Annotated in this window: 28 protein-coding genes and 1 riboswitch; of the genes, 6 read left to right on the top strand and 22 right to left on the bottom strand. The window is 50.8% G+C overall.

Annotation, left to right across the window (positions count from 1 at the left end):
- Positions 1 to 17: 17 nt before the first annotated feature.
- Entirely contained in the window at positions 18 to 650 is a 633-nt protein-coding gene (gene udk / locus CWE07_RS07240) for a uridine kinase (protein WP_111569182.1), read from the bottom strand.
- Positions 651 to 846: 196 nt separating this feature from the next.
- Complete coding sequence (locus CWE07_RS07235) at positions 847 to 1,500, bottom strand: hypothetical protein (protein WP_111569183.1); 654 nt, start codon at positions 1,498 to 1,500, stop codon at positions 847 to 849.
- Positions 1,501 to 1,695: 195 nt separating this feature from the next.
- On the opposite strand from CWE07_RS07235, the gene CWE07_RS07230 reads away from it, so the two are divergent.
- The 3 genes from CWE07_RS07230 to CWE07_RS07220 all read left to right on the top strand — a co-directional run bounded on the left by CWE07_RS07230 (position 1,696) and on the right by CWE07_RS07220 (position 4,777).
- Positions 1,696 to 2,169 (top strand): Dps family protein, encoded by a 474-nt coding sequence (locus tag CWE07_RS07230; RefSeq protein ID WP_111569308.1) that lies wholly within the window; start codon positions 1,696 to 1,698, stop codon positions 2,167 to 2,169.
- Positions 2,170 to 2,329: 160 nt separating this feature from the next.
- Positions 2,330 to 3,256: an oxygen-dependent tRNA uridine(34) hydroxylase TrhO gene (gene trhO / locus CWE07_RS07225; protein WP_111569309.1), complete on the top strand. Its 927-nt coding sequence runs from the start codon at positions 2,330 to 2,332 to the stop codon at positions 3,254 to 3,256.
- Positions 3,257 to 3,328: 72 nt separating this feature from the next.
- Complete coding sequence (locus tag CWE07_RS07220) at positions 3,329 to 4,777, top strand: catalase (protein ID WP_111569184.1); 1,449 nt, start codon at positions 3,329 to 3,331, stop codon at positions 4,775 to 4,777.
- A 4-nt stretch (positions 4,778 to 4,781) separates the two neighbouring features.
- On the opposite strand, the gene CWE07_RS07215 is transcribed toward CWE07_RS07220, so the two are convergent.
- From CWE07_RS07215 to CWE07_RS07210, 3 genes are all read right to left on the bottom strand, one after another.
- A complete protein-coding gene (locus CWE07_RS07215; RefSeq protein ID WP_241974091.1) occupies positions 4,782 to 5,336 on the bottom strand; it encodes an aminotransferase class I/II-fold pyridoxal phosphate-dependent enzyme in 555 nt (184 codons plus the stop codon).
- A gap of 13 nt (positions 5,337 to 5,349) precedes the next feature.
- Entirely contained in the window at positions 5,350 to 5,616 is a 267-nt protein-coding gene (locus CWE07_RS14505) for a hypothetical protein (RefSeq protein ID WP_241974090.1), read from the bottom strand.
- A gap of 62 nt (positions 5,617 to 5,678) precedes the next feature.
- The gene (locus CWE07_RS07210; protein ID WP_111569185.1) at positions 5,679 to 6,998 is read right to left on the bottom strand and encodes an MFS transporter permease; all 1,320 of its coding nucleotides are present in this window, start codon (positions 6,996 to 6,998) and stop codon (positions 5,679 to 5,681) included.
- A gap of 199 nt (positions 6,999 to 7,197) precedes the next feature.
- On the opposite strand from CWE07_RS07210, the gene CWE07_RS07205 reads away from it, so the two are divergent.
- On the top strand, positions 7,198 to 8,004 hold the full coding sequence (locus CWE07_RS07205) for a flagellin N-terminal helical domain-containing protein (protein WP_111569186.1): 807 nt from the start codon (positions 7,198 to 7,200) through the stop codon (positions 8,002 to 8,004).
- A 34-nt stretch (positions 8,005 to 8,038) separates the two neighbouring features.
- On the opposite strand, the gene CWE07_RS07200 is transcribed toward CWE07_RS07205, so the two are convergent.
- From CWE07_RS07200 to trxA, 8 genes are all read right to left on the bottom strand, one after another.
- The gene (locus CWE07_RS07200; RefSeq protein ID WP_111569187.1) at positions 8,039 to 8,812 is read right to left on the bottom strand and encodes a choline/ethanolamine kinase family protein; all 774 of its coding nucleotides are present in this window, start codon (positions 8,810 to 8,812) and stop codon (positions 8,039 to 8,041) included.
- On the bottom strand, positions 8,793 to 9,437 hold the full coding sequence (gene pnuC / locus CWE07_RS07195; protein WP_111569188.1) for a nicotinamide riboside transporter PnuC: 645 nt from the start codon (positions 9,435 to 9,437) through the stop codon (positions 8,793 to 8,795). The genes CWE07_RS07200 and pnuC overlap by 20 nt, the downstream gene beginning before the upstream one ends.
- A gap of 3 nt (positions 9,438 to 9,440) precedes the next feature.
- Positions 9,441 to 9,698, bottom strand: a complete 258-nt coding sequence (locus CWE07_RS07190; protein WP_111569189.1) for a hypothetical protein — start codon at positions 9,696 to 9,698, stop codon at positions 9,441 to 9,443.
- A gap of 9 nt (positions 9,699 to 9,707) precedes the next feature.
- Positions 9,708 to 11,843, bottom strand: coding sequence for a TonB-dependent receptor (locus tag CWE07_RS07185; protein ID WP_241974089.1), 2,136 nt, complete (start codon positions 11,841 to 11,843; stop codon positions 9,708 to 9,710).
- 77 nt (positions 11,844 to 11,920) lie between these two features.
- Positions 11,921 to 12,021, bottom strand: a riboswitch (TPP riboswitch).
- 19 nt (positions 12,022 to 12,040) lie between these two features.
- Positions 12,041 to 12,742, bottom strand: a complete 702-nt coding sequence (fre, locus tag CWE07_RS07180; protein WP_111569190.1) for an NAD(P)H-flavin reductase — start codon at positions 12,740 to 12,742, stop codon at positions 12,041 to 12,043.
- A 6-nt stretch (positions 12,743 to 12,748) separates the two neighbouring features.
- A complete protein-coding gene (gene ubiD, locus CWE07_RS07175) occupies positions 12,749 to 14,218 on the bottom strand; it encodes a 4-hydroxy-3-polyprenylbenzoate decarboxylase (RefSeq protein ID WP_111569191.1) in 1,470 nt (489 codons plus the stop codon).
- Positions 14,219 to 14,336: 118 nt separating this feature from the next.
- Positions 14,337 to 15,602 carry a transcription termination factor Rho gene (gene rho, locus CWE07_RS07170; protein ID WP_111569192.1) on the bottom strand — a complete coding sequence of 422 codons (1,266 nt, stop codon included), beginning with the start codon at positions 15,600 to 15,602 and terminating at the stop codon, positions 14,337 to 14,339.
- A gap of 378 nt (positions 15,603 to 15,980) precedes the next feature.
- Positions 15,981 to 16,307, bottom strand: coding sequence for a thioredoxin TrxA (gene trxA / locus CWE07_RS07165; protein WP_111569194.1), 327 nt, complete (start codon positions 16,305 to 16,307; stop codon positions 15,981 to 15,983).
- Between the two features lie 111 nt (positions 16,308 to 16,418).
- Between trxA and rhlB the strand changes: the two genes are divergently transcribed.
- Entirely contained in the window at positions 16,419 to 17,717 is a 1,299-nt protein-coding gene (gene rhlB / locus CWE07_RS07160; RefSeq protein ID WP_111569311.1) for an ATP-dependent RNA helicase RhlB, read from the top strand.
- A 16-nt stretch (positions 17,718 to 17,733) separates the two neighbouring features.
- Positions 17,734 to 19,242 carry a Ppx/GppA phosphatase family protein gene (locus CWE07_RS07155; RefSeq protein ID WP_111569195.1) on the top strand — a complete coding sequence of 503 codons (1,509 nt, stop codon included), beginning with the start codon at positions 17,734 to 17,736 and terminating at the stop codon, positions 19,240 to 19,242.
- On the opposite strand, the gene hemB is transcribed toward CWE07_RS07155, so the two are convergent.
- The 9 genes from hemB to ubiE are packed head-to-tail and all read right to left on the bottom strand — an operon-like array spanning position 19,202 to position 25,924.
- Complete coding sequence (gene hemB, locus CWE07_RS07150; RefSeq protein WP_111569196.1) at positions 19,202 to 20,209, bottom strand: porphobilinogen synthase; 1,008 nt, start codon at positions 20,207 to 20,209, stop codon at positions 19,202 to 19,204. The genes CWE07_RS07155 and hemB overlap by 41 nt on opposite strands.
- Before the next feature lie 25 nt (positions 20,210 to 20,234).
- The gene (locus tag CWE07_RS07145; protein WP_111569197.1) at positions 20,235 to 21,023 is read right to left on the bottom strand and encodes a TatD family hydrolase; all 789 of its coding nucleotides are present in this window, start codon (positions 21,021 to 21,023) and stop codon (positions 20,235 to 20,237) included.
- Between the two features lie 2 nt (positions 21,024 to 21,025).
- Positions 21,026 to 21,523, bottom strand: a complete 498-nt coding sequence (locus CWE07_RS07140; RefSeq protein ID WP_111569198.1) for a hypothetical protein — start codon at positions 21,521 to 21,523, stop codon at positions 21,026 to 21,028.
- On the bottom strand, positions 21,520 to 22,275 hold the full coding sequence (tatC, locus tag CWE07_RS07135; RefSeq protein WP_111569199.1) for a twin-arginine translocase subunit TatC: 756 nt from the start codon (positions 22,273 to 22,275) through the stop codon (positions 21,520 to 21,522). Before tatC ends, CWE07_RS07140 begins: the two co-directional genes overlap by 4 nt.
- Positions 22,259 to 22,675 (bottom strand): Sec-independent protein translocase protein TatB, encoded by a 417-nt coding sequence (gene tatB, locus CWE07_RS07130; protein ID WP_111569200.1) that lies wholly within the window; start codon positions 22,673 to 22,675, stop codon positions 22,259 to 22,261. The genes tatC and tatB overlap by 17 nt, the downstream gene beginning before the upstream one ends.
- A 2-nt stretch (positions 22,676 to 22,677) precedes the next feature.
- A complete protein-coding gene (gene tatA / locus CWE07_RS14635; RefSeq protein ID WP_111569201.1) occupies positions 22,678 to 22,917 on the bottom strand; it encodes a twin-arginine translocase TatA/TatE family subunit in 240 nt (79 codons plus the stop codon).
- A gap of 12 nt (positions 22,918 to 22,929) precedes the next feature.
- Positions 22,930 to 24,582, bottom strand: coding sequence for a ubiquinone biosynthesis regulatory protein kinase UbiB (ubiB, locus tag CWE07_RS07120; RefSeq protein WP_181452260.1), 1,653 nt, complete (start codon positions 24,580 to 24,582; stop codon positions 22,930 to 22,932).
- Entirely contained in the window at positions 24,582 to 25,169 is a 588-nt protein-coding gene (locus CWE07_RS07115; RefSeq protein WP_111569203.1) for a ubiquinone biosynthesis accessory factor UbiJ, read from the bottom strand. The genes ubiB and CWE07_RS07115 overlap by 1 nt, the downstream gene beginning before the upstream one ends.
- Entirely contained in the window at positions 25,169 to 25,924 is a 756-nt protein-coding gene (gene ubiE, locus CWE07_RS07110; RefSeq protein WP_111569204.1) for a bifunctional demethylmenaquinone methyltransferase/2-methoxy-6-polyprenyl-1,4-benzoquinol methylase UbiE, read from the bottom strand. The genes CWE07_RS07115 and ubiE overlap by 1 nt, the downstream gene beginning before the upstream one ends.
- Positions 25,925 to 25,951: the final 27 nt, after the last annotated feature.

Below are 25,951 nucleotides of genomic sequence, written 5' to 3'. Positions count from 1 at the left end.
GTTTGGGTCTGCTCGTTCTATTCAGCCAGTAGCTGACGAATCTTTGCTTTGATAATGTCGATAGCGATTTCGTTCTGACCGCCACGGGTGACAACTAGGTCGGCGTGTTGCTTGGAAGGGAAGATAAAGTCAAAAAATGCAGGACGGACGTACTTTTCATATTGCTCGGTAATCGAGGCCAAGGTGCGGCCGCGAAGCTCCATGTCGCGATTTATCCGGCGCAATAAACAGATATCTAGCGGCGTGTCCATAAATACCGAGATATCAAACTGTTGGCGCAATCTCTCGTCGCTCAGCAGCAAAATGCCTTCAACCAGTACGACTCGCGCTGGCGTAACCGGAATCGTTTTTTCAAGGCGTGTGTGTTCTTGATACGAATACTGCGGCATTTCAACCGCTATGCCGTCACGCAAATTCTGCAAATGTTGGTGCAACAAATCATGTTCAAATGCATGGGGATGGTCATAATTGGTCAGCACGCGCTGATCAAAAGACAGATGGCTTTGGTCGCGATAATAGGCATCTTCCTGCAGCACAGAAATGCGCTCGCCACCTAATTCAGCGACCAGCTCCTGATATACAGTTGATGCAAATAAACTTTTACCAGACGCCGATGCGCCAGCGATCGCGATGATGGTTGTCTTACCCACGCAGAACCTTCTCTTACCACAGTGAAAACGCAATAAGCGCGCATTATCGCCAATTTGCGCCAAGATATAAACACAAAATGCGGAAAAATGCGTAGAGTTGTTCGAAAGGCACGTAACAAAGAGCCCGCGAAGGCAGTAAGAAAAGCGCTACGGCAATCCAACTTGCATACAGTAGCGCTTTGAAAATACAAGCTATTTAATCTCGATACCCAGCGGTATGGCCCCACGCCGCAGGCGGTGCATCGACGCTTTGGCTTAAATCGAAATCCACGCGCCACGTCCACTCATCACCTTGGAAAGTACCGTAGGTGTATCGCACGCCGGGCTCAATTTCGACTTGCCAGCCAAGTTGGGCATTATTCTCGCCAGTACGCTCGGTAAAAATAAAGCGTTGAATCAGAGTGCCGTCTGCTGCCTGGCCTTGGCTTTCTGTGTATCCACCGTACATAGTATTGTCAGTGTCTTCGCTACCATCCTCTAAACGATGGTCATGGCGTAATTCTAAACGCTCCGGATGCGCTGTATAGATCCAGGTACGTGAACGGTCCCAGTCGCCCTGCCCGGCATCGGCACCGATATGGAAAGCTGCAAACACCTGGTCGTTATAGCATTCGGCGAAGTGCACCACGAGGTCTTCGTCACCTTGTAGCATGTCGTCGCGATCCTGTCGTGCGACCACGCGCTCACCACTGTAAGCGTTGCCACACAGTTGACCTAATTCATACATAAACTGTGCTGGCGCATCCAGCTCAGGGGTTTGCTGCGCATCACTACAGGCACTCAAACCAAGCACTGAAGCGGCTGCGAAAGACGCCATCAAGGCGCGTGAGGGTTGCATCATGCTGCGCATAAGAACTCCATAGAATTTAATAAAGGATTGGCGTCAACTGTAGTAATAAACTGACACTTATGCAAAAAATCGATTTGTTTCATCGCTTTAAAGCATGGGCAAAATTATTTCAGCAGGCTATGCTTATAATTTACAGATGCCTGAATTCTCGGCAGCAAAATTAAAAGGAGTAGCAAGATGGCAACTCAAAACTCGATGCAACAACTGAACGTGATTGGTTTGGATCAAGCTGGCGCAGAAACCTTAGCCGGTAAACTCAACCAGTTATTAGCTAACTATCAAATTTTCTACATGAATGTGCGTGGTTTCCACTGGAACATTCGTGGCGAGCGTTTTTTTGAACTGCACGTAAAGTTCGAAGAAACGTACAGTGACTTGCTGTTAAAAATTGACGAAATTGCTGAGCGTGTGTTGACGCTGGGTCAGCAGCCCCATCACACATATTCAAAGTATCTCGATAACAGCGCCATTAAAGAAGCCGCCAACGTGCATGAAGGCCGCGCATGTGTTGAACACATTCTACATGGCTATCAAACCGTGATTCGCTTGCAGCGCGAAATTTTAAGTGCCGCCAACGAAATTGATGATGAAGGTACTGCGTCTTTGATGGGTGACTATATCACCGCACAGGAAAAAACTGCTTGGATGCTTACCTCGTATCTGAAGTAGATAAATAGTTAATTGAAGACCAAAAACGCCGTGCATTGCACGGCGTTTTTTTTATTGCTAACGCTAGGGTATAATGCGCGCCGTGGGCGCCCCTTGCGCTCACATTTTCAATTACCAGGCACCGGACTTACGCTTCGGGCCGCTGAAGAAGGCTTTACCCATGCAATATATTTGTGCTGCACTATATAAATTCGTCGAACTCGACAACTTTGAAGACTTACGCCAACCACTGCTGGACGTGATGCTCGCGCATCAAGTCAAAGGCACCTTGTTACTTGCCCGTGAAGGCATCAATGGTACTATTTGTGGCAAACGTGAAGAAGTTGATGCGGTGCTTGCCCATTTGCGCGCTGACCCGCGCCTGAATGACGTCGACCATAAAGAATCGCCCAGCGATGAGCAGGCGTTTTATCGCACCAAAGTGAAGCTGAAAAAAGAAATCGTTACCATGGGCGTAGATTGGATTGACCCGCAGAAAACCGTGGGCAATTACGTCGAAGCCAAAGACTGGAATGCGCTGATTAGCGACCCGGAAGTTTTGCTGATTGATACGCGTAACGACTACGAGTTTGCTGTCGGCACCTTTGCCGGTGCTATCAACCCTAAGACCGACACTTTCCGTGAATTTCCCGAATACGTCGCGCAACATTTGGATAAAAATAAGCACAAAAAAGTGGCGATGTTCTGTACCGGTGGCATTCGCTGTGAAAAGTCGACCGCCTATTTAAAAGAGCTTGGCTTTGAAGGCGTGTATCACCTAAAAGGCGGTATTCTAAAATATTTAGAAGAGGTCGAGGAAGCCAATAGCTTATGGCAAGGTGAGTGTTTCGTATTTGACCAACGTGTCACCGTGAAACACGGACTTGAGCAAGGCACATACGATCAGTGCTACGCCTGTCGCATGCCAATTACTGAGGCCGAGAAGCTGAGCCCAGAGTATGAAAAAGGGGTCAGTTGCCCGCATTGTCACGATAAAATCAGTGACGATCAGCGTGCGCGCTTCAGCGAGCGCGAAAAGCAAATTCAACTGGCTAAAGCCCGTGGTGAATCGCACATTCATGACGGCAAATTGGTCACTGCACAATAATAGAGCGTCTTACTTGACGCCCCGCGAGGGACAACTAGGCTGAAAGCTCCACCTTATACTTGGAGCTTTCAAATGACCCAGTCAAAGTTCACCACCACAGATGCAGGCATTCCGGTTGCGAGTGACGAGCATTCACTTACTGTAGGCCCAAATGGGCCTATTTTATTGCACGATCACTACTTAATTGAACAAATGGCGCAGTTTAACCGTGAACGTATTCCTGAGCGCCAGCCGCACGCGAAGGGCGCAGGCGCCTTTGGTGTTTTCAAAGTCACTCACGATGTCAGCCAATACACCAAAGCTGCTTTCTTACAGCCCGGTCAAACTACCGATACTCTGGCGCGCTTTTCCACTGTGGCGGGTGAACGTGGTAGTCCCGATACTTGGCGTGATCCGCGCGGCTTCGCGGTTAAGTTTTACACCGACGAAGGCAATTTTGATCTCGTCGGTAACAACACGCCCGTGTTCTTTATTCGCGATCCACTCAAGTTTCAGCACTTTATTCGTTCGCAAAAGCGTTTAGCCGCGAACAACCTGCGTGATCACGACATGCAATGGGACTTTTGGACGCTATCACCAGAATCTGCGCACCAAGTCACTTACTTAATGGGCGACCGTGGTATTCCGAAAACATGGCGCCACATGAACGGATACGGCAGCCACACCTTTATGTGGGTGAATGCGGCGGGCGAGAAATTCTGGGTTAAATATCACTTTCATACCAACCAAGGCATTGAAAACTTCACCAAAGCTGAAGCCGAAAAAATGGCGGGAGAAGAAAGCGACTTCCATACTAAAGATTTGTACCAAGCCATTGATCGTGGCGAACACCCAAGCTGGACCTTGTTCGTGCAAATTATGCCGTTTGCAGACGCCGAGACCTACCGCTTTAACCCCTTTGACCTGACTAAGGTATGGCCGCACGGTGATTACCCACTAATTGAAGTCGGTCAGCTAACGCTGAATCGCAACCCCACCGACTTTCATACCCAAATTGAGCAAGCGGCCTTTCAGCCTAATAACCTGGTCCCTGGTATCGGCGCCAGCCCCGATAAAATGCTGCTAGCACGGATTTTCTCATACGCCGACGCACACCGTGCACGCTTAGGGGTTAATTATCAGCAGATCCCAGTCAACCGTCCGCAGTGCCCCGTACATAGCTATAGCAAAGATGGTGCAATGCGCATGGATAATGTCAGCGACCCTGTATATGCGCCTAATTCTAAAGGCGGACCCCACGCAGACCCTGCACGCAATCCAGTGAACGACACATGGGAATCCCATGGCGATATGGTGCGTCAGGCTTATACCTTGCGCCGCGACGACGATGACTTTGGCCAAGCACGCGCGCTCATCCGTGAGGTGATGAGCGAACAAGAGCGTGAGCGCTTAGTGAGCAATGTCGCAGGGCATGTTAAAGATGGCGTCAAAGAGCCAGTGCTCAGCCGTGTGTTCGAATACTGGCGCAACATTGATAGCGACATTGGTGCGCGCATTGAGCGCGCAGTCAAAAGCGATTAAATGATCAGCTAACGAAATCGTGCAGCAAATCAATTGCGGTCACTACTTGGCCGCAATAGGTTTGCAAAAACTCATAGTCTAACGCTTCGCCGGCCGCTAACGCGGCCAACGCCGCTGCGCCATCAAAATCAACATATGCGAGGCGCAGCGATAACTCTTGTGCTGGGCGGCCAAAGCAGCTACCGGGCAAACACGCCACCCCCGTTTGCTCTAATAATTGCGCGCAAAAGCTTTCACCGCTGTCGATGCCTCTGGCGGCTAAGCGTGATGTCAGTGCACTGAAATCTGGGAACAGATGAAAGCCCCCTTGCGGTTTGATAATTTGCGCCCCCACGTCGGTGAGGCGGCTGTAAGCGTAATCGGCTAAAGCACTGAGTACCTGGCGCGAATGCTGTAAATAGGTCGCCATCGCATCGGCTAACCAACTGAGCTGGGGCGGGAACGCAAAAGCACCTAAGCGCCAGCCACCCGCCCCCGCCCATTTGCTGATGCCATCGCTAATAATCGTACCTTCTGGATAGTAACGTGCAATGGATACATGCTCGCCATTAAAATGCACGCCTCCATAGATTTCATCCGACAGCACTAATACTTTGGCGTAGCGCCGGTAAGCCTTTCACCGCTAAATAGTCTTTTTCGTGGGCATGCTCACGCAGCGCCTGTTGCACGTGCTCAGGCACGGGAAACGGTGACTGCCCCAAACCCAGCTTGTAAATGTGTCGCCCTTGGGCTTTTAACTCGGCACTACGCTCGTTAATCGCTACCGTAGCTGAAGGCTGCATGCCACGGATGTTGAGGTTAATTTGTACAGCAGGCGACATAGGTGTGGTGGTGGTCATTGCCAATCCTTAAGCGGTGCGTATCCGCGTATCGAGTCATTTCGGGCGCAACCACCAACCGATTAGGTCACCTTAGGTAGTCGCAACGCGCGCCAGCCAGCAATCACGCCAACAGCTATCAGCAACCCTAACACACTCTGCGTGCCAAGCCAGCTATCGATCAGACCCAGCAGCATACCAAGTAACAATAGTACGCCGATGACTGTGTTACTGACTGCCGTTAACTGCGCACGGTTGTCTTGCGTTGCCATATCCACCAGGTAGGTCTTACGCCCAACCCTAGCACCGTGATGGGCTACCGCAGCTAAGAAAATCAACCCGCCCCCCAATGGATACCAGGCTAAGTACGATTGCCAGAATAGGTCACTGACAAGGGCAAGTAGCATCACTCCAGCGGCCATAAATGAAGCCGCTGCCATGACATGATTACTGGCTGAATCAGACCACTTTCCCCAAAACCGCCCTGCGAGTAAACCGGCTAACCCATTGGCAAGTAGTAGCCCGCCCAAGCCGGTAATCATGCCCTCGCCATTACTTTGGTTTTGGATTAATACCACGATATAAGGAATCGCAAACGCCGATGACACCAGTAACGCGCGCGTCGCCACAAAGTGACCAAATTGAGCATCTTGCCAAAGTAAGCTTAAGGATTTCATCGCCTCCGTAATCGCGTTACCACCACCACTGGTTGCCCCAGGCACTTCTGGCACCCACGCGTAGACCACGGCAGCCGCTACCCAAAGCAATGCAGCGCCACCCAGTAACAACACAAACATCGCGTTTGAGCCGTCCACGTCGGGGCTAAAGATGATCACTAGTGCAGTGAGTAAGGTCATCAACCCAGCCGCACTGGCGGCGATGCCGGTTAACCGCCCGCGCCGGGTTTTGGACACAGTTTTACCTTGCACGTCTTTCACCGCCACCGAGCAAATGCCGCGTGCTAAGCTAAATACTACCAGCCAAGCGACCACCCACCAGCCAAATACCGCGCCGTCAAACCAGAATAGGCCACACAACATACCGACCAAGGCGAGTGCTTGCCCTGCACTGCCTGCGACCCAAAACCATTTACGCACCGGGCGTTCTCGCATGCGCTGGGCTACAAACAGTTGCGGCAACAAAGAGAGCGATTCACGAATCGGAACCAACATGGCAATAAAAAAGCTTGGCGCCCCTGAGGCATTGAGCAACCAAGGCAATACTAAGCGCGCGCTCACCAATGAATCGCCAAGTTTAGTTAAGGTCAACGCCCAAAGGTGTAACATAAAGGCGCGCGGCTGATGCTGACACGCATCGTCGGGAATATCTTTGCACACGCGCGCGTCTTCATCTTCCGCGAGAAATTCATACAAGCGTTGATTGACATCTTTGTTCGACGACATCTTGTCTCCGTTACATGCAGTGACTGGACTAAAAGCTAAGTAACTAATTTAGCGACTTAATCTGAAGGTGCAAGGAAATTACCTGAAGCAAAAATAATTGTTCAGTTTATAGCCAAACTGGTTATACTTAGGTTATCTAATATTACGCACGTCGCGTTGGGCTGAATGTGCGCACTGGATGTCTATTTAGAGGCTTACCATGAATATTAATTCGCCTAAATCTGTTACCAATAGCGTGCTGCAAAATACCATGGCGGCACAGGACAAGCGTATGGAGCAATTGGCTTCTGGACGCCGCGTTAATTCTGCTGCTGACGACGCTGCTGCGCTGCAAATTATTGAGCGCATGAATGCTGAAGCCACAGCGTATCAGCGCTCTGTGCGCAACGCGTTTGATGGTATATCACTGTTACAAACTGCAGAAGGTGGCATGCAGCAAATTCAAACGGATTTACAGCGTATGCGCGAGCTCACGGTGCAGGCGGGCAATGGTATTTTAACCAATGCTGATCGCCAGGCCATTGAGCAAGAAGTCAGTGGCTTACGTGACAATATCAATCGCACCATCAATACCACCAACTTTGGCGGCATAAACTTGTTTAACCAAGATAGCGAACGTGGCTTCTTGGTCGGTTCAGGGCGCGGTGGTGAAGAGCAGCGTATGACAGTACGCAGTGTAGATTTACGCGATGCTGGCTTGGACGCGTTAGACACCCTTGATGTGAGTGATAGCAGTAACGCGATTCAAAGCATTGATAGCATGCTGAGTACGGTCAGCGGCTTACGCGGCGAGTATGGCGCGCAGCAAAACGCATTTAGTAGCGCGATCAGTAACCTGACCCAAACCGACGTGAATGTGCAGGCGGCACGCTCAAGAATCGCTGATCTTGATTATGCGCAAGCCACTGCAGATAGCACTCGCCTCGGCATTCTGGAACAAGCGAACATTGCACTTCGCGGCCAAGCAAATGTGAACGCCGGTCAGGTACTCAATCTGCTCGGCTAGTGTCTGTGCACGTATCTTAGGGCGCAGCATGTGGTTACGTCTGACACTGCTGCGCAGCATGCCAAAGCTCGTTAATAGCTCGCAATAACCCCCGCCAATGCGCTAATTCCTCGACCTCAAGTTGCTTACCGTTGAGCTTGCTGTATTCGTCACATAACTGCTGACACTGGCTTTGATCAAGCTGATTAATTTCTACCGCTGATGCCAGGTCAAAATAGGCATGACCATAACCCGCGTATTCCCAATCAACCACTTTAACTTTAGCTGCTAATAGCACGTGCTCAAACGCTAAATCATTGTGGCAAAACACCGCTTCGCCCTGTTCCCAATCTGCCAGCAAATGCCGATATTGGTGCAGCTTCGATCGCAATGCACGGGCTTTTGCAGGGGCATATTGCGCGACCGCGGTAAGGTAGTTGTCCACCCGTCGGCGCAATGACCAGCGCGCGAGAGGCGGCGTCTGCTGATGGATATGCACTAAGGTCTTAGCGAGCACAGCGACTTGACGTTGGGGATCCGCTGCTGCCAGGGTCGGCGCGTCTATCCATTCGCACAGCAGCCAGGCATAGTCGCGGCTATAAGCAATTACGTGAGGGGTTAAGTGGGAAAGATAGAGTGCCCGTTGCAAGCGCACTTCCTGCACTCTATCGATGCCATTATGGGTGGCAGCGCCCTGATACTTTAGAAAATAGTGCCGGCTTGGCGTCATCACCCGCCAAGCCGTATTCACCTGACCTTCCCGCAACGTATTCAACTGGTACGGGCCTTCAATATGCTGTGCCAAAAATTCAGGTAGGCTGAGGTTCAACGTCGACACCTTGTTGTTGATAATCCTGACGCCAGCGCAGATAACCTATCACTGCCATCAAGGTATAGAACCCAAATAGAATGGCTGTCGGATAAAAACCCTTCACCCAGAATAATCCTACATAGGTTAAATCAATCACAATCCAATACAACCAGTTTTGTAACACCTTGCGCGCCACCAAGAAGGTTGCAAACAAGCTGAATACGGTGGTTGGTGTGTCTAACCAAACCATCTGTGCTGACGTGTAGCGGCTTAGCAGTAAGCCAATGACCACACTGATGAGTGCCAACACGACCACCCAACGCGCGTGCCACATGAGTGTCTGGCTGGCCACGGGAAGCGTCGGTGCATTGGTCACCACACTGCCCGCGATCATCGGACGCTGGGCACGTGACCAGCGCCAGTAGCCGTAACCGGCCATCACTACATAGAACACCTGCAACATACTTTCCATCAATAGCCCGGCATGGATGAACAAGTAGGTGTAGATGCTTGCACTGATAGCGGCGGCTGGCCAACACCACAAGCTTTGCCGAATCGCCAGCAATAGGTAAGCCACTGCTAATGCCACTGCCACAAGCTCCCAACCTGAGGTCAGCGCCAACATATCAATCAGTGTCTGCACAGCTTACTCGGGGCGCAGATCACGGTTGATAAATTTGCACACCAACACTTGGCTTGGCGCTTGTTGATATAGCACTTCCAACTCATCAGTGAGAACCTGCATGACGCGGCGGAAGTCACCGAATATCTGCGTGCTCATGGTATTGGTATTTACGCGGATATCGTCATAACTCGCTAAGCGATCGACAAAGCCCTGAATTACACTGCGATACTCAGCCGCGAGCGGATAAAGAGATATTTCGGCACTCAATGGTAAACTCATAGCAATTCCTTAAAAGCTGTAACGGGCGGTCAGACCAAAACGGCGCGGCTCTCCATACTGCACATAATTTTTTGGCGTATATTCATCACGCGGGTCATTGCCGAAGAAGAAGCCACGGGTGGCGTAGTCTTCGTCAGTCAAGTTGCGTGCCCACAGGCTCAGCATCCAATCACCGAGCTGATAATTCAACCGTGCGTGCAATAACTGATAGCTTGAAGCGCGTTCGTCATGCGTATTCGAGAAGTAAAAACCATCGCGCGCGTCTAACTCAACACGGAACATTAAGTTCGGCTGTAAATTCCACTCCAGCCCAGTATGCAATTGATAATTAGGTGCATGGGCTTGCTCACGGCCGCTAATATTTACGCCGCCCTCAAGTTCGAAGTCCCGCAATTCGGTTTGCATCACACCTAAGCTGGCGAACAGGCGTAAATCATCACGTGGCACATAATCAAGTTCCGCTTCCACGCCGTAATTACGCCCTGACGATGCGTTATCCAAGTAGGTCACGAACTGCTGGTCGCGCAATACGTAGGCGTTGACCTGCATGTCCTCTCGCCAACTGTAAAACACCGTTAAATTCAGGCCTAAGCTCTGCTCTGGCAAGTATAAGCGGTAGCCTAATTCACTATTGGTCAGCAGCTCAGGGGCGAAGGTTGCCACCGACTCCAAAAACTCACTCGCTTCTTCTAAGCCGCGATCGCCTGCACGCCCAAGTGCTTCACCATTCACGCCGCCTTGCTTAAACCCACGCGATAACGACGCGTAGAACTGCTCATTGGCATTGACTTGGTATTGCAATGACGCACGCCCACCCCATGTGGTGTCGCTGGGGTTAGCCGTAATATTGCGGCTGTCACGGTAGTCATTGTCATAACCTTGCACGCGCACACCGTAGGTAGCGCGCAACTGTGGGGTCCATTGCTGGATTAATTCACCGTACACCGCCCAGTTTTCGGTTTCGTATTGACTACTAAATGGTGCCGCTAAATAGGTGTAGTTGCGCGTAAGATCCATATCACTTTGGCGCCAATACACACCTGCCACCCAGTCCGTCGCCAGATTGCCTAACATGACAGGCTGGTCTGACAATGCGCGCAATTCTAAGGTGAGGTCGTCGCGGTCGCGAAAATAAGCGTCGAAGGAATTGTATTCCCAATCTGGACGAATGCCTTCAAAAGCCCAGTCCTCATCGAAACTATACTCTTGCTCGGCGGTTAAATAGCTGATTGCAAATTCAATATCAGCCGCTTGCAAGGCGCGGTAATTGAGTTGGCTGCGAAATGCATGGCTGTCCAATGTATCGCGACCAGGGGTGTCAGATAACGTAGTGCGGTCAAGATCCAGTGACCAGGTATCATAGCCGTTATCAATGTCGTAGCGATGATAAGTCAGCAGTACGTCTAAGTCAGGGCTAAGTGTCCACAGGCCGTTTAAGCGCAAGGTTAATTCGTCTTGGCCGTTGGTATCAGTGCGGCCCAAGAAGGTATTTTCAATAAAACCGTCACTTTGGTAGTGGTATAACGAGCCGCGCGCTACGAATTGGTCGTTGAGTGCGCCGCCAAAGGCTACCCCAGCGGCATAACTGGAGTAATTCGCCCAGCTGACTTCTGCTAAGCCATTGTTGTCGGGGCTTAACGGCGTGCTGCTTAAGTAAATCATGCCCGCCATTGCATCGGCACCAAAGCGCGTACTTTGCGGGCCGCGAAACACTTCGACTTGGCCGATATCAAACAAAGTACCGGCGTGGCCTAAGCCACTGTAATTAATACCATCAACCACTAAACCCACCGATGGGTTAATCGGATCGACAAACTGGCTGCGCTCACCAATACCACGAATTTGGAAGAAGTTAGCCCGCGAGCCGCCGGCCGCTAGGTTAACGTTCGGCGCCATCGCTAGTGCGTCTTCGAGGTGCTCGGCCTGGCGTGCACGCACGTCTTCAGCGCGCAGAACGCTGACGCTAGCAGGCACGTCTTCAAGACCTGTGGAGCGAAATTCGCCGGTCACAGTAATCCGCTCAATCGCGTCTGTATCTGGGGTCGCGTCTGGGGTGGTGTTGGTTTGCGCCCACACCGAAGCGGTGGTGAACGTACTTAAGCACAGTAAAGCTAAAGGGGTTTTATTAAATATAGTTTGCATCATGGATCTCGTCTTTGTGAATTCATAGCGCTAGGCGCCAAAAAGATGAGATCCGGTTATCGGCTAAGATAAAAATCTTGAATGAATTGTATTACCAATCCCTACGCCAGTATTAACCGGATCAGGTACAAAGGGTTCGCTTGCGCATCTCAGCCTAAAAAAGGCACCCCTTGGTATTCGGGCGGCAGTATAACGCCGAATTAAATAAAGCTCAATGCATCGCCGTAGAGCTGTTCAATGGGAAGCCCATGCTGGGTAAACTCATCACGCACCACACGCACCATCTCGAAGCGACCAGCGACATAGACATCGAATTGTGCCAGTTGGGCCTTGAAGTCACCGAGCAACGCATGATGAACCAAGCCAGGTGAACCTTGCCAGTCGCTCGGCGGCGACTCAAGGACTGGGCGATAACTGAAGTTCTCATGCAGGCGTTGTAGTTGCAGCAATTGCTCATGCATGTACAAATCAGCCAACTCGCGGGCGCCCCAGTACAACACCACGGGACGGCTGTCCGTGCTAGCCAAGTGCTGCTGCAAGATTGACCAGGTATAAGAAAAACCCGTGCCGCCAGCAAGCAGGATAAGCGGGCGTTGGCTTTCAGCGCGATAATGCGCCACGCCAAGCGGCGCTTCAATGGTAATTTCACCTTGCTGTTGCAAGGTTTGCATCACTTCCCCAGCATAGGTGTTGCCAGGTTCAGCGCCAATGTGCAGCTCAATCCGGCTATGCTCAGCTGGCATAGAAGCGATTGAAAACGGGCGCTTATCATTCTCACCCATGACCACTTGCAGATACTGCCCAGCATGGAATACTAACGGCGCTGAGGGGCTTAGTTCGACGCGATATACGTGTTGCGTAAGCGCTTTGATACTGGTTAACTGACAACGTAAAACTGACATAGATGCCTACTTTAAAATTCCTAATTCATCCCACATCGCATCGACACGGGCGCTGACTTCAGGGTCCATCACAATAGGTTCGCCCCATTCACGGTCGGTTTCGCCTGGCCATTTATTGGTTGCGTCCATCCCCATCTTTGAGCCTAACCCCGACACCGGTGACGCGAAGTCCAGGTAATCGATTGGCGTGTTCTCAACCATCACCGTATCACGGGCTGGGTCCATGCGCGTGGTAATCGCCCAGATCACGTCGTGCCAATCGCGCGCGTTGATATCATCGTCACATACAATCACGAATTTGGTATACATGAACTGGCGTAAGAACGACCACACGCCCATCATCACGCGCTTCGCATGGCCCGGGTATTGCTTCTTCATCGTCACCACCGCCATGCGGTAAGAGCATCCTTCTGGCGGTAAATAGAAGTCGACAATTTCCGGAAATTGCTTTTGCAAAATCGGGATAAAAACTTCGTTCAACGCAACCCCAAGCACTGCCGGCTCATCGGGTGGACGCCCCGTATACGTGCTGTGATAAATCGGGTCTTTGCGATGGGTAATGTGGGTGACCGTAAATACTGGAAACTCGTCGACTTCATTATAGTAACCAGTGTGGTCGCCATACGGCCCTTCAGGCGCGGTTTCGCCTGCTTCTAAGTAACCCTCAAGAATAATTTCCGCGTGTGCCGGCACTTGTAAGTCGTTACTAATTGACTTCACAACCTCAGTTTTACCGTCGCGCAGTAGGCCCGCAAACGCGTATTCTGACAAGGTGTCAGGCACTGGCGTGACCGCACCTAAAATCGTTGCTGGGTCGGCACCTAATGCCACCGACACGGGAAAGCGCTGGCCCGGGTTTTGACGACAGAATTCCTGGTAATCCAGAGCACCACCACGATGGCTTAACCAACGCATAATCAGCTTGTTTTTACCCAACACCTGTTGACGGTAAATACCTAAATTCTGGCGCTTTTTATGTGGCCCGCGAGTCACGGTCAAGCCCCAGGTAATCAGTGGTGCAGCGTCACCTGGCCAACAATGCTGGACTGGGATTTTACTTAAATCGACCTCGTCACCGGTTAAAACCACCTCTTGGCAAGGCGCGTTTTTGCGTACTTTGGGTGCCATGCTCAGCACTTTTTTCAACAACGGCAACTTACTGATTGCGTCTTTAAAGCCAGCAGGTGGTTCCGGCTCTTTTAGATAAGCGAGCAGTGTACCGACATCGCGCAATGCGCTGAGCTTGTCTTGGCCCATGCCTTTAGCCACTCGATCTGGAGTACCAAACAAGTTGGCCAGTACCGGCATACTGTGGCCTTTGACGTTTTCAAACAATAGGGCTGGGCCACCGGCTTTTAACGTACGGTCGGCAATTTCGGTCATTTCAAGGTATGGGTCGATGGGCTGCTTAATGCGCTTAAGCTCACCTTGCGCTTCTAGCTGCTGCAAAAAATCGCGCAAGTCTTGATACTTCATGCTGGAATGCTCGCTGCTGGTGAAAAGAGGGGGCAGGTTGAGAACCAGCCCGCAGTTGTATGCTTAACTACGGGAATGATACTAATCTGGTTCTCACCATCACGCGTGACTGGCTTAGTTAGCCCTTTTGGCGCTTCATTGACTCAAAGAACTCGTCATTGGTCTTGGTCATAACTAAACGGTCGATTAAAAATTCCATCGCTTCGACTTCGCCCATCGGATGCAGGATCTTACGCAATACCCACATCTTCTGCAGCTCGTCTTGAGAGGTTAGCAACTCTTCACGGCGTGTGCCCGAACGGTTAAAGTCGATAGCAGGGAAAACACGCTTCTCGGCGATTTTACGGTTCAGGTGCAATTCCATGTTACCTGTACCTTTAAATTCTTCGTAGATGACCTCGTCCATTTTCGAACCCGTGTCGATCAGTGCGGTAGCGATAATAGTTAAGCTGCCGCCTTCCTCAACGTTACGTGCGGCACCGAAGAAACGCTTCGGTTTATGCAGTGCGTTAGCATCGACACCACCAGTCAGGACTTTACCTGAACTCGGAATCACGGTGTTGTATGCACGGGCTAAACGGGTAATTGAGTCCAGCAAGATAACCACGTCTTTTTTGTGCTCAACCAGGCGCTTAGCCTTCTCGATAACCATCTCGGCGACTTGAACGTGGCGGCTGGCTGGTTCATCAAAAGTTGACGCAATGACTTCCCCTTTCACCAAGCGGCTCATTTCGGTAACTTCTTCCGGACGCTCGTCAATCAGCAATACCATCAAGTTACAGTCTGGGTGGTTCGCCGCAATTGATTGCGCGATATTTTGTAGTAGCAAGGTTTTACCTGCTTTTGGTGGTGCCACCACCAAACCACGCTGACCTTTACCAATCGGTGAGGCCAAATCTAAAATACGCGCGGTAATGTCTTCCGTTGAACCGTTACCACGTTCCATGCGCAAACGCTCATTGGCATGCAACGGGGTTAAGTTCTCAAATAAGATCTTGTTACGTGAGTTCTCTGGCTTATCAAAGTTTACTTCACGAATTTTCAATAGCGCAAAATACCGCTCACCGTCTTTCGGTGGACGAATTTTACCAGCGACCGTGTCACCGGTGCGCAAATTGAAACGGCGAATCTGGCTTGGCGACACATAAATATCGTCAGGGCCGGCCAAGTAAGATGAGTCACCTGAACGCAGGAAGCCAAATCCGTCTTGTAAAATTTCCAGCACGCCGTCGCCAAAAATATCTTCGCCACTTTTCGCGTGGGCTTTTAGGATAGAGAAAATTATGTCTTGTTTGCGCAGGCGAGCCGTGTTTTCAAGGCCCATGTCATTGGCAAGGTCAACCAATTCACTAATTGGTTTATTTTTCAGTTCAGTCAGATTCATAAGCGGTAGGTCTTAGAAGGTTATCAAATTAGTTTGAAATTAAGTTCAACCTGTACCCTACAGGTCACGCGTGCTCGCTGTAAGTACGTAAGAATTCGGGATTTAGAGTCATTAAATGTGTAGCTTTGATGCCGATGAGGATGGTTATTTCGGCAGGTCAGGAAACGCTACAAGGTGAAAATAACACCAAAACTAGACAACGTCCAGTTTTGCGGCAGAAATTACGCAATTGTCATATGCCTGACATCTGGGGTGCAGCCTTTGATGCGTCATTACAACGCGCTGATAAAATAAGCGCGGCGCCTGAAACAGGCGTCGCGCTCACTAATCTCGTCCGTAGTCGCAGCACACTCGTGTGAGCTACACAGCTAATCAGCCTTACACGTGCTCGCTGATAAACTCGCTCAGTTGAGCCTTCGACATGGCACCTACTTTTGTACCAACAACTTCACCATTTTTGAACAGTAATAGCGTTGGGATACCACGGATACCGTACTTTGGCGGGGTTTCGTTGTTGTGGTCGACATTCAGCTTACCCACAGTCACTTTGCCTGCGAACTCGTCTGCGATGTCATCCAGAATAGGGGCGATCATTTTACAGGGGCCACACCATTCTGCCCAAAAATCAACAAGGACGGGTTGATCAGCGTTAATCACGTCTGCTTCAAAGCTTTCGTCGCTCAGCTGAACAATTTTGTCGCTCATGTTACATCTCCGGTCGTTTTTCACAGCAAGGGCGCTGTGACTTAAAGTTAGAATACATATTTAATCATTTATGTTTTTTTTTGCAAGCGTAAACCTGATATGCTGAGCAACATGAGCGAAAAACACCTAACCGAAACCAAGTTTGCCGACCTTGGATTGCACTCGAGTGTACTCGATGCCCTAAATAAAGTTGGCTTTACATACTGTACGCCGATTCAGGCATTAAGCCTGCCTTTAGCGTTGCAGGGTAAAGACGTTGCTGGACAAGCCCAAACCGGTACCGGTAAGACAATGGCTTTTCTAGTTGCCATTTTTAACCAGCTGATGACGACGCCGCGCAAAGACCCTGAGTCCAAGCAACCGCGCGCCTTAGTGTTGGCACCAACCCGCGAACTCGCGGTGCAAATTCATAACGATGCCGCAGAACTCGCACGTCAATGTGGATTAAAACTAGCAGTCGTGTACGGCGGCGAGAACTACGAAGCGCAACGCGCGGAACTGGCTGAAGGCGTTGATGTTTTAGTCGGCACCTGTGGTCGCCTTATCGATTATTGTAAGCAAGGCGTGTATCAGCTTGATGCCATTGACGTGGTGGTTTTAGACGAAGCTGACCGCATGTTCGACCTTGGCTTTATCGATGACATCCGCTACATGTTCAGACGCATGGGTTCGCCTGCAGAACGCTTGAATTTATTGTTCTCAGCCACCTTGTCACTACGCGTGAAAGAGCTCGCCTACGAGCACATGAATGAGCCAACCAGTGTTGAAGTAGAGCCTGAGCAGATGACTGGCGCTCGCATCGAGGAAGAGCTTTTTTACCCGTCAAAGCCAGACAAAATTGCCCTGTTGCTGACTCTGATTGAAGAGGATTGGCCGGACAAGGCAATCGTTTTTTCCAATACAAAACATGGTTGCGAGAAGGTTTACCAGTGGCTTAAATCTGACCAACACCGCGTTGGTTTGCTAACGGGTGACGTAGCGCAACGCAAACGACTCAAGATTTTAGACGACTTTGCTACAGGCAAAGTCGACATTTTGGTCGCCACTGATGTCGCGGCGCGTGGCCTTCATATTCCAGCGGTGAGTCACGTTTACAACTTTGATTTGCCCGATGACTGTGAAGACTACGTGCACCGTATCGGCCGTACTGGTCGTGCTGGCGCGAGTGGTAAAGCCGTCAGTTTAGCCTGTGAAGAATACGTCTATAATCTGCCGGCCATTGAGGATTACATTAAGCACTCAATTCCGGTCAGTAAGTATGACGCCGACGCATTGTTAACCGATGTACCACGTCCGCACTTCCCGCAAAAGCGTCGCATGCAAAGCGGAAAAAATGTGTCGCGCCGCCACTCAGGCCCGCGTCGTCAAGGTAATCGCGGTGGCCACAATAGTGCCAAGAGTAGTAGTTAATTAGGACTGCGACTGAATGACAGCGACGCGCTCGAAAGCTTACTATGCAGCGATAGACCTGGGTTCTAATAGCTTCCATATGTTAGTGGTTCGGGTCGTCGCTGGTGGCGTCCAAGTGGTCAGTAAAATTAAGCGCAAAGTGCGTCTTGCTGCAGGCTTGGGCCCTAATGGCGAGCTCGATGACGACGCCAAACAGCGCGCACTTGCGTGCTTAAAGATTTTCGCGGATCGCGTACAAGATATTGATAGCCGTCATATTCGAGCGGTTGGCACTGCCACCCTACGCAAAGTGCGGCATGACCAAGACTTTATTGCGGCATGCGAAGCGGCCCTAGGCCACCCTATCGACATTATCAGTGGCGACGAAGAAGCTGCCACGATTTACCAGGGTATTGCCCATACCACCTCATTCCAGCAACCCATGCTGATCATCGATATTGGCGGCGCATCGACTGAATTAGTCCAGGGGCAAGGTTTTCGTGCCGACACTTTGAATAGTTTAGATATGGGCTGCGTGACTTGGTATACCCAGTTCTTTAAGCCAGACCAAGGGGCTATCACCGCGTCAAATACTGAGGCCGCCATTAAAGCGGCTCAACATTGCTGTGAGGTAGTGGCAAACCAATATAGCCAAGTGCAGGATAGTATTGTGCTGGGCGCGTCTGGCACCTTCAAAGCACTGCAGGAAATTGCTCACGCGCAAGAGATGCCATACCAGTTTGAGCGCGCGTGGTTGGAGCAGGTTCTCGCTCAATGTGTAGCCTGCGGTGGGCATGATTCACTCAAAATTCCGGGCCTGAAAGCTGCGCGTAAGCCTGTATTTGTAAGTGGCTTATGCATTTTGCTTGGGGTGATGCGTGGGCTGGGTTTACAGCAAGTACAGCCAACGTCTGGGGCGCTGCGCGAAGGGGTGATTTATGCCCTCTTGAGCCAGCAGCAACAGAGCGTCGAGCAAAGCGATGTGCAACAGCGTACACTCGACACCATTGCAGCGACCTATCATCTGGATACTGAGCAAGCTATTCGGGTGCATCAATTAGCGCACCGCTTTTACCAGCAACTACGCAGCGAGTGGGTGTTTCCAGCCCATGCTGAACAGCTGTTGCGAGCCGTCGCGTATACCCATGAACTGGGTTTAAGTTTGGCCTATAAGCAAGCCAGCGCCCATGCCACCTATATGCTGCAACACCTCGACATGCCAGGTTTCAACCAAGCTCAGCGCCAGCAGTTGGTCGAACTGATTGCGGCCACCGCTGGGATTATTGATGATGACAATGACGCCAATCCGCACCCGCAAATGGCAATGCGCCATTTAGAGCGCGTGGCGCGTTTGGCCATCGTGCTATGCCAGCGACGTACCAACGACAGCGTTGCAGCTCACGACCTGAAAGCCCGTGGGGAGCACTTGTACCTGCAAGCGCCCACTGATTTCCTGCAACGCAATCCGTTCCTGCTCAGCTTGCTCGAAGCCGAACAGGAGCAACTTAACGCGCCTGAGCAGCTAACTTTTGCGCCACTGTCTTAGCAAAGTAAGTCAAAATACCGTCGGCGCCAGCGCGCTTGAATGCCAGCAAGCCTTCAAAAATAGTCTCTTCGCCTAACCAGCCATTTTCAATCGCTGCCATATGCATGGCGTATTCACCACTGACCTGATACGCAAAAGTCGGGACTTTGAACTCGTCTTTCACACGGCGAACAATGTCCAAATAAGGCATACCTGGTTTCACCATCACCATGTCAGCACCTTCGTCGATATCCAGAGCGACTTCATGCAAGGCTTCATTGCCATTAGCAGGGTCCATTTGATAGGTTTTCTTATCACCACCCTTCAAGTTGGCCGCCGAGCCGACTGCGTCACGAAACGGCCCATAGTAAGCTGACGCATATTTCGCTGAGTACGCCATAATTTGTACATTATGAAAGCCTTCGCGCTCTAACGCTTCACGAACTGCGCCAATGCGGCCGTCCATCATGTCTGATGGCGCTATCACATCGGCGCCTGCCCGTGCGTGAGACAACGCCTGACGCACCAGTATTTCGGTAGTGATGTCGTTTTGCACATAACCTTGGTCATCGATAATGCCGTCTTGCCCATGGCTGGTAAATGGGTCAAGAGCAACATCCGTCATAACCCCAAGCTGCGGAAATTGCTGCTTTAGCGCACGCACCGCCCGCTGGGCTAAGCCGTCGTCTGCATAGGCGGCTTCAGCCAATAGCGACTTATCACTGGCGGGTGTCACCGGGAAAATAGCCAGCATAGGAATGCCTAAAGCGACTAATTCAGCCGCCTCTTTCAACAGCAAGTCAATGGAAAGGCGCTCAACGCCAGGCATAGACTTCACCGCTTCGCGCTGACCCTCGCCCGGTAGGACAAACATTGGGTAGATTAAGTCATTCACCGTCAGCTGATGTTCACTGACCAAGCGGCGGCTGAAATCGTGGGCACGTAAGCGGCGTAAACGACGGTGCGGGAAACCACTGTACACAGTCATGCAATATTTTCCTTCTATCAATAATTTAACTCGGCCACGGCCCAAACAGGCGGCTTACATTGTGCTCGGTGTTGGCGCTCAGTTGGCTGGTACTTTCACCACGCAGCTGGGCAACGCGCTCAGCCACATAGGTGACATATTCTGGCTTATTCTGACGTGACTTAGGCTTTGGCTTAATATTGCGTGGCAATAAATAAGGGCTATCAGTTTCAAGCACCAGACGCTCTGAATGGATCTGTGGCACCGCCTCCACCAAAGCTTGGCCGCGGCGTTCGTCACATACCCAGCCTGTCACCCCAATATAACAATCGAGATCCTGATACGCTTGTAGCGCCGCAACGTCGGAGGTAAAGCAATGGGTTAAGGCTGCGCGAAGCTGATGGCGCACAGGACTCAGAATCGCCAACTGATCCGCCAATGCGTCACGTTCATGCAAATACAATGGTAATTGAACTTCGATCGCCAGTGCCACTTGTTCAGCGAATACCTTGCGCTGAATGTCCGGTGGTGAATAATTACGATTATAATCTAACCCACATTCACCCACCGCTCGTGCCGCTGGGTGCTGCACTAACTCACGTAATTGCGCGATGTAATTTGATTCGACAGTCGCTGCGTGATGCGGGTGTACACCTACCGCCACCACGCAACGCGGGTCGTGCTCAGCAAACTCTATGGCTCGCCGGCTTTCGGCTACATCAGAACCGATGAGCACAAAGCGGGTGACGCCCGCGGCTTGTGCTGCGTCCAATTGGCGGCGAAAATCGTCCAGTTGCTCCGCTGGCGGTAAATTGACGCCGCTATCAGTCCACATGATTAATCAACTCGACGTACCCGCACACTGCGATTACTGCCTTCTTGTCCTAAGCGGAATGAGTTCAGCGCACCGCGCTCAATAAAATGACGGGTATCTGGATCAAACGCGAAATAGCTACTTTGGGTTTGGTGCCACTCAGAACCATCGTCTAAACGAAAGCGCCACAGCCCATGCGCATTTTGCCATGTCTCTTCTACATTCACCCAGCGCCGACCTTCGGATTGGTCAATATTTCGATGTTCACGACCGAAATCATCCGCCCGCTCACGTGTTTGTTGAGCTTGCTCACGTGCTTGCTCACCGCGCTGTCTAGCTTCCGGCGCGGCCAAATTGCGAGTCACGCGATCATAACAATCAAGGCGCTCTAGCGCGCTTTCAACACTGCGACACTCCGTCAATTGACGCGATAATTCTGAAGTGTCTGCCTGTGCAAGGGCTGGGGCAGCGAAAGAAACTAGCACCGTAAGACTGACCATACTTTTTTTCAATATTTTCATGGTTGATCTCCTTCAGAGTTTTCCGGCTCTGATGATTTAGGGGTATAGAAGCGCGCGAATAGTAGGCCCAGCTCGAACAATAGCCACATTGGAATCGCTAGCAGGGTTTGTGAAATCACATCAGGGGGCGTCAACAGCATGCCAATCACAAACACAGCCACAATCACATAAGCACGCTTGCTCTTTAATTGCTCGGGCGTTGTCGTGCCACTCCAGCATAATAATAAGACAGCCACCGGAATTTCAAATGCGATACCAAAAGCGAAGAAGATTTTTAGTACGAAATCGAGATAGCTGGAAATATCCGTCGCGATCGTAATGCCCTCAGGCGCCATCGTGGTAAAAAATGCGAACGCCAGCGGCAGTACCACATAGTAAGCAAACGCAATACCTGCGTAGAACAGCAGGGTGGAGCTAATCAATAACGGGGCGACTAAGCGTTTCTCATGCTTGTACAAACCAGGTGCGATAAAGCGCCAAATTTGGTGCAATAAAAATGGCACAGCAGCGGCAAAGGCCACCACCATCGTCAACTTGAAGGGGGCAAAAAAGGGTGCGCCTACGTCCGTGGCTATCATGCTCGCCCCTTCCGGCAAGTGCGCCATCAACGGTGTGGCTAACCAGTGATAGATATCGCGGGCAAAATAGATAAGCGCAACGAAAATCAGCAATACTGCGGCAATACCGCGCAATAACGCGCTGCGTAGCTCGGCTAAGTGGGCTAATAGCGAGCCGTCATGAGGTTCGGTCATTGCGGCCCTCAGTGTTGTCGTCTTGTTGATGCGTGTCCGTGACCTTAACGCTATCAGGCTTCTGAGCGGCGTCATCGACCTGCGTTGGTTCTGGGGCGTCGGGTTTTGCGTAGGGCCGATTCACACTGGCAGCGGCACGTTGTAACTCGGCTAAGGACTGCTTGAGTTCAGCTGGTAGATTGTCGATATCGTCGGCTTGCTCAATTTTTTTCAGGTTGTCGTGCAGCTCTTTAATTCTGAGCTCATGGTTAATTTCAGCTTCCATCCGGCTGCCGAATTGACGCACCTTATGCAGTGACGCCTGTAACGAACGTATAGCACGCGGAAAGCGCTCAGGGCCTAGTATCACTAAGCCAATTAAGCCCACCACTAGCAGCTCCCAAAAGCCGATATCAAACATACTTAATCACGCTTGTCTGAATGCTTGTCGCGTGTCTGTGTAGTTGACTCAAAGTCAGCGTCGGTCTTTTTATGCTCGACATTGTCTTGATGCTTGGGCTTGTCATCCTCGTGCATTTCTTTTTTAAAGCCACGCAACGCAGCGCCTAAGTCGCCGCCAATGCCACGTAGTTTTTTGCTGCCAAATAGCAACAGCACGATGACCGCAATAATTAATAATTGCCAAATACCAATTCCACCCATGGTTTACCTCGTCTATTGCATAAAATGTTTAGGCCGGTCGCTCCAAGCCTTGTACCAACCAATGGCTGATGCCACCCCAGTCAATGCCGCCCACCAAGGCTCGTCTAACATCAAGCCAAGGGCTAAGGTCGCGATAGCTAAAGTGCTAGCACCGAAGGCCCAAATACGACTCTCTGCAGCCTCTTGCTGCTGACGCATAATATCTTCCATATACGACTGTGACAACTTAATTGATGATTGTGACTGGCGTAATGTGTCGTACAATAAAGTTGGCATTTCTGGCAGCTTCTCGACCCAGTAAGGCGCGTTGGCTTTTAACGAGCGCCACATGGCTTTCCAGCCAATTTGCTCATGCATCCAGCGCTCTAAATAAGGCTTTGCAGTTTTCCACAGGTCTAAGTCCGGATATAAATTGCGGCCTAACCCTTCGACATACAGCAAGGTCTTTTGTAATAACACCAACTGCGGTTGTACTTCCATTTCAAAGCGTCGCGCAGTATTGAATAAATTAAGCAGCACGCCACCGAATGAAATGTCTTTCAACGGCTTTTCAAAAATAGGCTCGCATACGGTACGAATCGCCGACTCGAATTCTTCGATATTAATGTAATCTGGTACCCACCCTGAATCGACGTGCAACTCAGCGACCTTGCGATAGTCACGATTAAAAAAGGCGATAAAGTTTTCGGCTAAATAGCGCTTATCTTCACGATTTAGGGTGCCTACGATACCAAAGTCAATGGCCAAGTAACGCGGGTCATTCGGGTTACTCGGGTCCACGAAAATATTACCTGGGTGCATGTCCGCGTGGAAGAAACTGTCACGGAATACTTGGGTGAAAAATATATCGACGCCCCGTTCTGCCAGCAGCTTCAAGTCTACGCCCTGTGCGCGTAACGTATCTACGTCACCCACTGGCACCCCAGCGATACGCTCCATAACCATCACATTGTGGCGCGTAAACTTGGTGTATACCTCGGGAATATACAAAACATCCGACTGATTGAAGTTACGCCGCAATTGAATGGCATTCGCCGCCTCACGCAGCAAATCCAGCTCATCCAATAAGGTCTTACGATACTCGCGGATCACCTCTTTGGGTTTAAGGCGGCGACCGTCAGGCAGATACCTAGCTGCCAGCGCGGCGATGGATTCCATCAGCTCTAAATCGGCGTGAATGGTGTCACGAATGTCGGGACGAATGACTTTAACCACCACATCCTTAATATCGCCACTTTCCAAGCGAATGCTTGCACTATGGACTTGGGCAATCGACGCTGAGGCCATGGGGCGCTGGACAAAATCCACAAAGGCCTGGTCAATGCGCTCAATTTCTAAGGCTTTTTCGATAATACGCTGGGCAACTTCACCACTAAATGGGGGCACGTTGTCTTGCAGCATAGCCAATTGTGTAATCACTTCAGGCGGCAATAAATCGCGCCGCGTGGAGAGCATTTGGCCGACTTTGACAAATACGGGACCAAGCTCCTCCAACGCTAAACGTAAGCGCACGCCCAATGGCTTGTCTTTATGCCGATTACGCAGCCAGAAGCAGGTCACACGCACGGTACGCAGATACCATGGTTGCCAACGCTTTGGAATTAAGTCGTCTAGCCCGTAGTGTAAGAGAGTTCGAATGATTCTGTAAAACCGCAGACTTCGCACTATGATTCACCGCCTTCTAATTGACGCACACGTTGCGCCAACTGCTTCAATTCGTCGCTAAACAGCGCATACTCAACCTGACCTACGGTCAGCTTTTTTTCTTCACTCAAAGTTTCGCCGAACCACTGCTGCCAAGCATCCAAGTTGGGGCGCTGCTGGCGTAACCATGCGAGCCCTTGCCCTGCCCAGTAGCCAGGTACATCACCAATACGTTTGGCAAACGACTCTTCCCAATCAATCTCTAAGCCTAGCAATACTTGGCTCGCTTGCTGTGCAAAAATTGGGTTGCCGCTAAGTTGTAATTCACCGCGCTGCAAGGCAGCCGTCACCTGACTGGCATCGCGCAAGGTCGATAACACCGCCACACTGGTGGTCACTTCACCGTCCACTGCGTCGTAATCCTCACCCATAAAAAACACACGGTCAGCGCAAAACGTCATCGTTAACGGCCACGGCAACATATCCAAGCGCAGGCGAAAGGTTTTGCCCTTCACTGCCGCTAAGCGCTTCGGGGCATTTCTGTCCTCCGCGAGGGCAGTATTCACCAGACGCTCGGCAAAAGCGTTAATCAGCGCTTGGGTGGGCATTAGAACTTGAACCCACGGTGCAAGGCGACAATACCGCCGGTCATATTTTGGTAAGTCACTTGCTCAAAGCCCGCGTCTTGCATCATCTGCTTGAGCGTCTCTTGATCAGGGTGCATACGAATAGATTCCGCCAAATATTGATAACTCTCTTTATCGTTGGCTATCAATCCGCCCATCTGCGGTAAGATATTAAACGAATAGAAATCATACAGCGTGTTAAGTGCATCGTGCTCTGGTTTCGAGAATTCCAACACCAACAGACGTCCGCCCGGTTTCAGTACACGTAACATCGAGCGTAGTGCTTTGTCTTTGTCAGTGACGTTGCGCAGGCCAAATGCAATGGTAATCAGATCAAAATGGTCATCGGGGAAAGGCAGTTCTTCGGCATTGGCTTGCACGTAATCGACGTTACCGACAATGCCTAAGTTGCGAAGTTTATCGCGACCTACTTTAAGCATTGACGCATTGATATCCGCTAGTACTACCTGACCTTGCGGGCCAACAATACGTGAGAACTTGGCGGTCAAGTCACCGGTACCACCGGCTAAATCCAGTACACGTTGACCTTGGCGCACTGCGCTGCTATCGATAGTTTGACGCTTCCATAAGCGGTGAATACCGAAACTCATGACGTCATTCATGACGTCATATTTAGCCGCGACAGAATCAAAAACACCAGCGACGAGGTTCTTTTTTTGAGACTTTTCAACGGTCTTGTACCCGAAATGGGTGGTTTCCTGAGAGTTGTCTTTCATTACCTAAAGCTCTTAAGTCACGTGCGA

It is taken from the genome of Aliidiomarina maris (assembly GCF_003987335.1).
Lineage (GTDB): Bacteria > Pseudomonadota > Gammaproteobacteria > Enterobacterales > Alteromonadaceae > Aliidiomarina > Aliidiomarina maris.
Note: the sequence above shows the minus strand (reverse complement) of the source record. Positions and strands in the feature narration are given on the sequence as shown.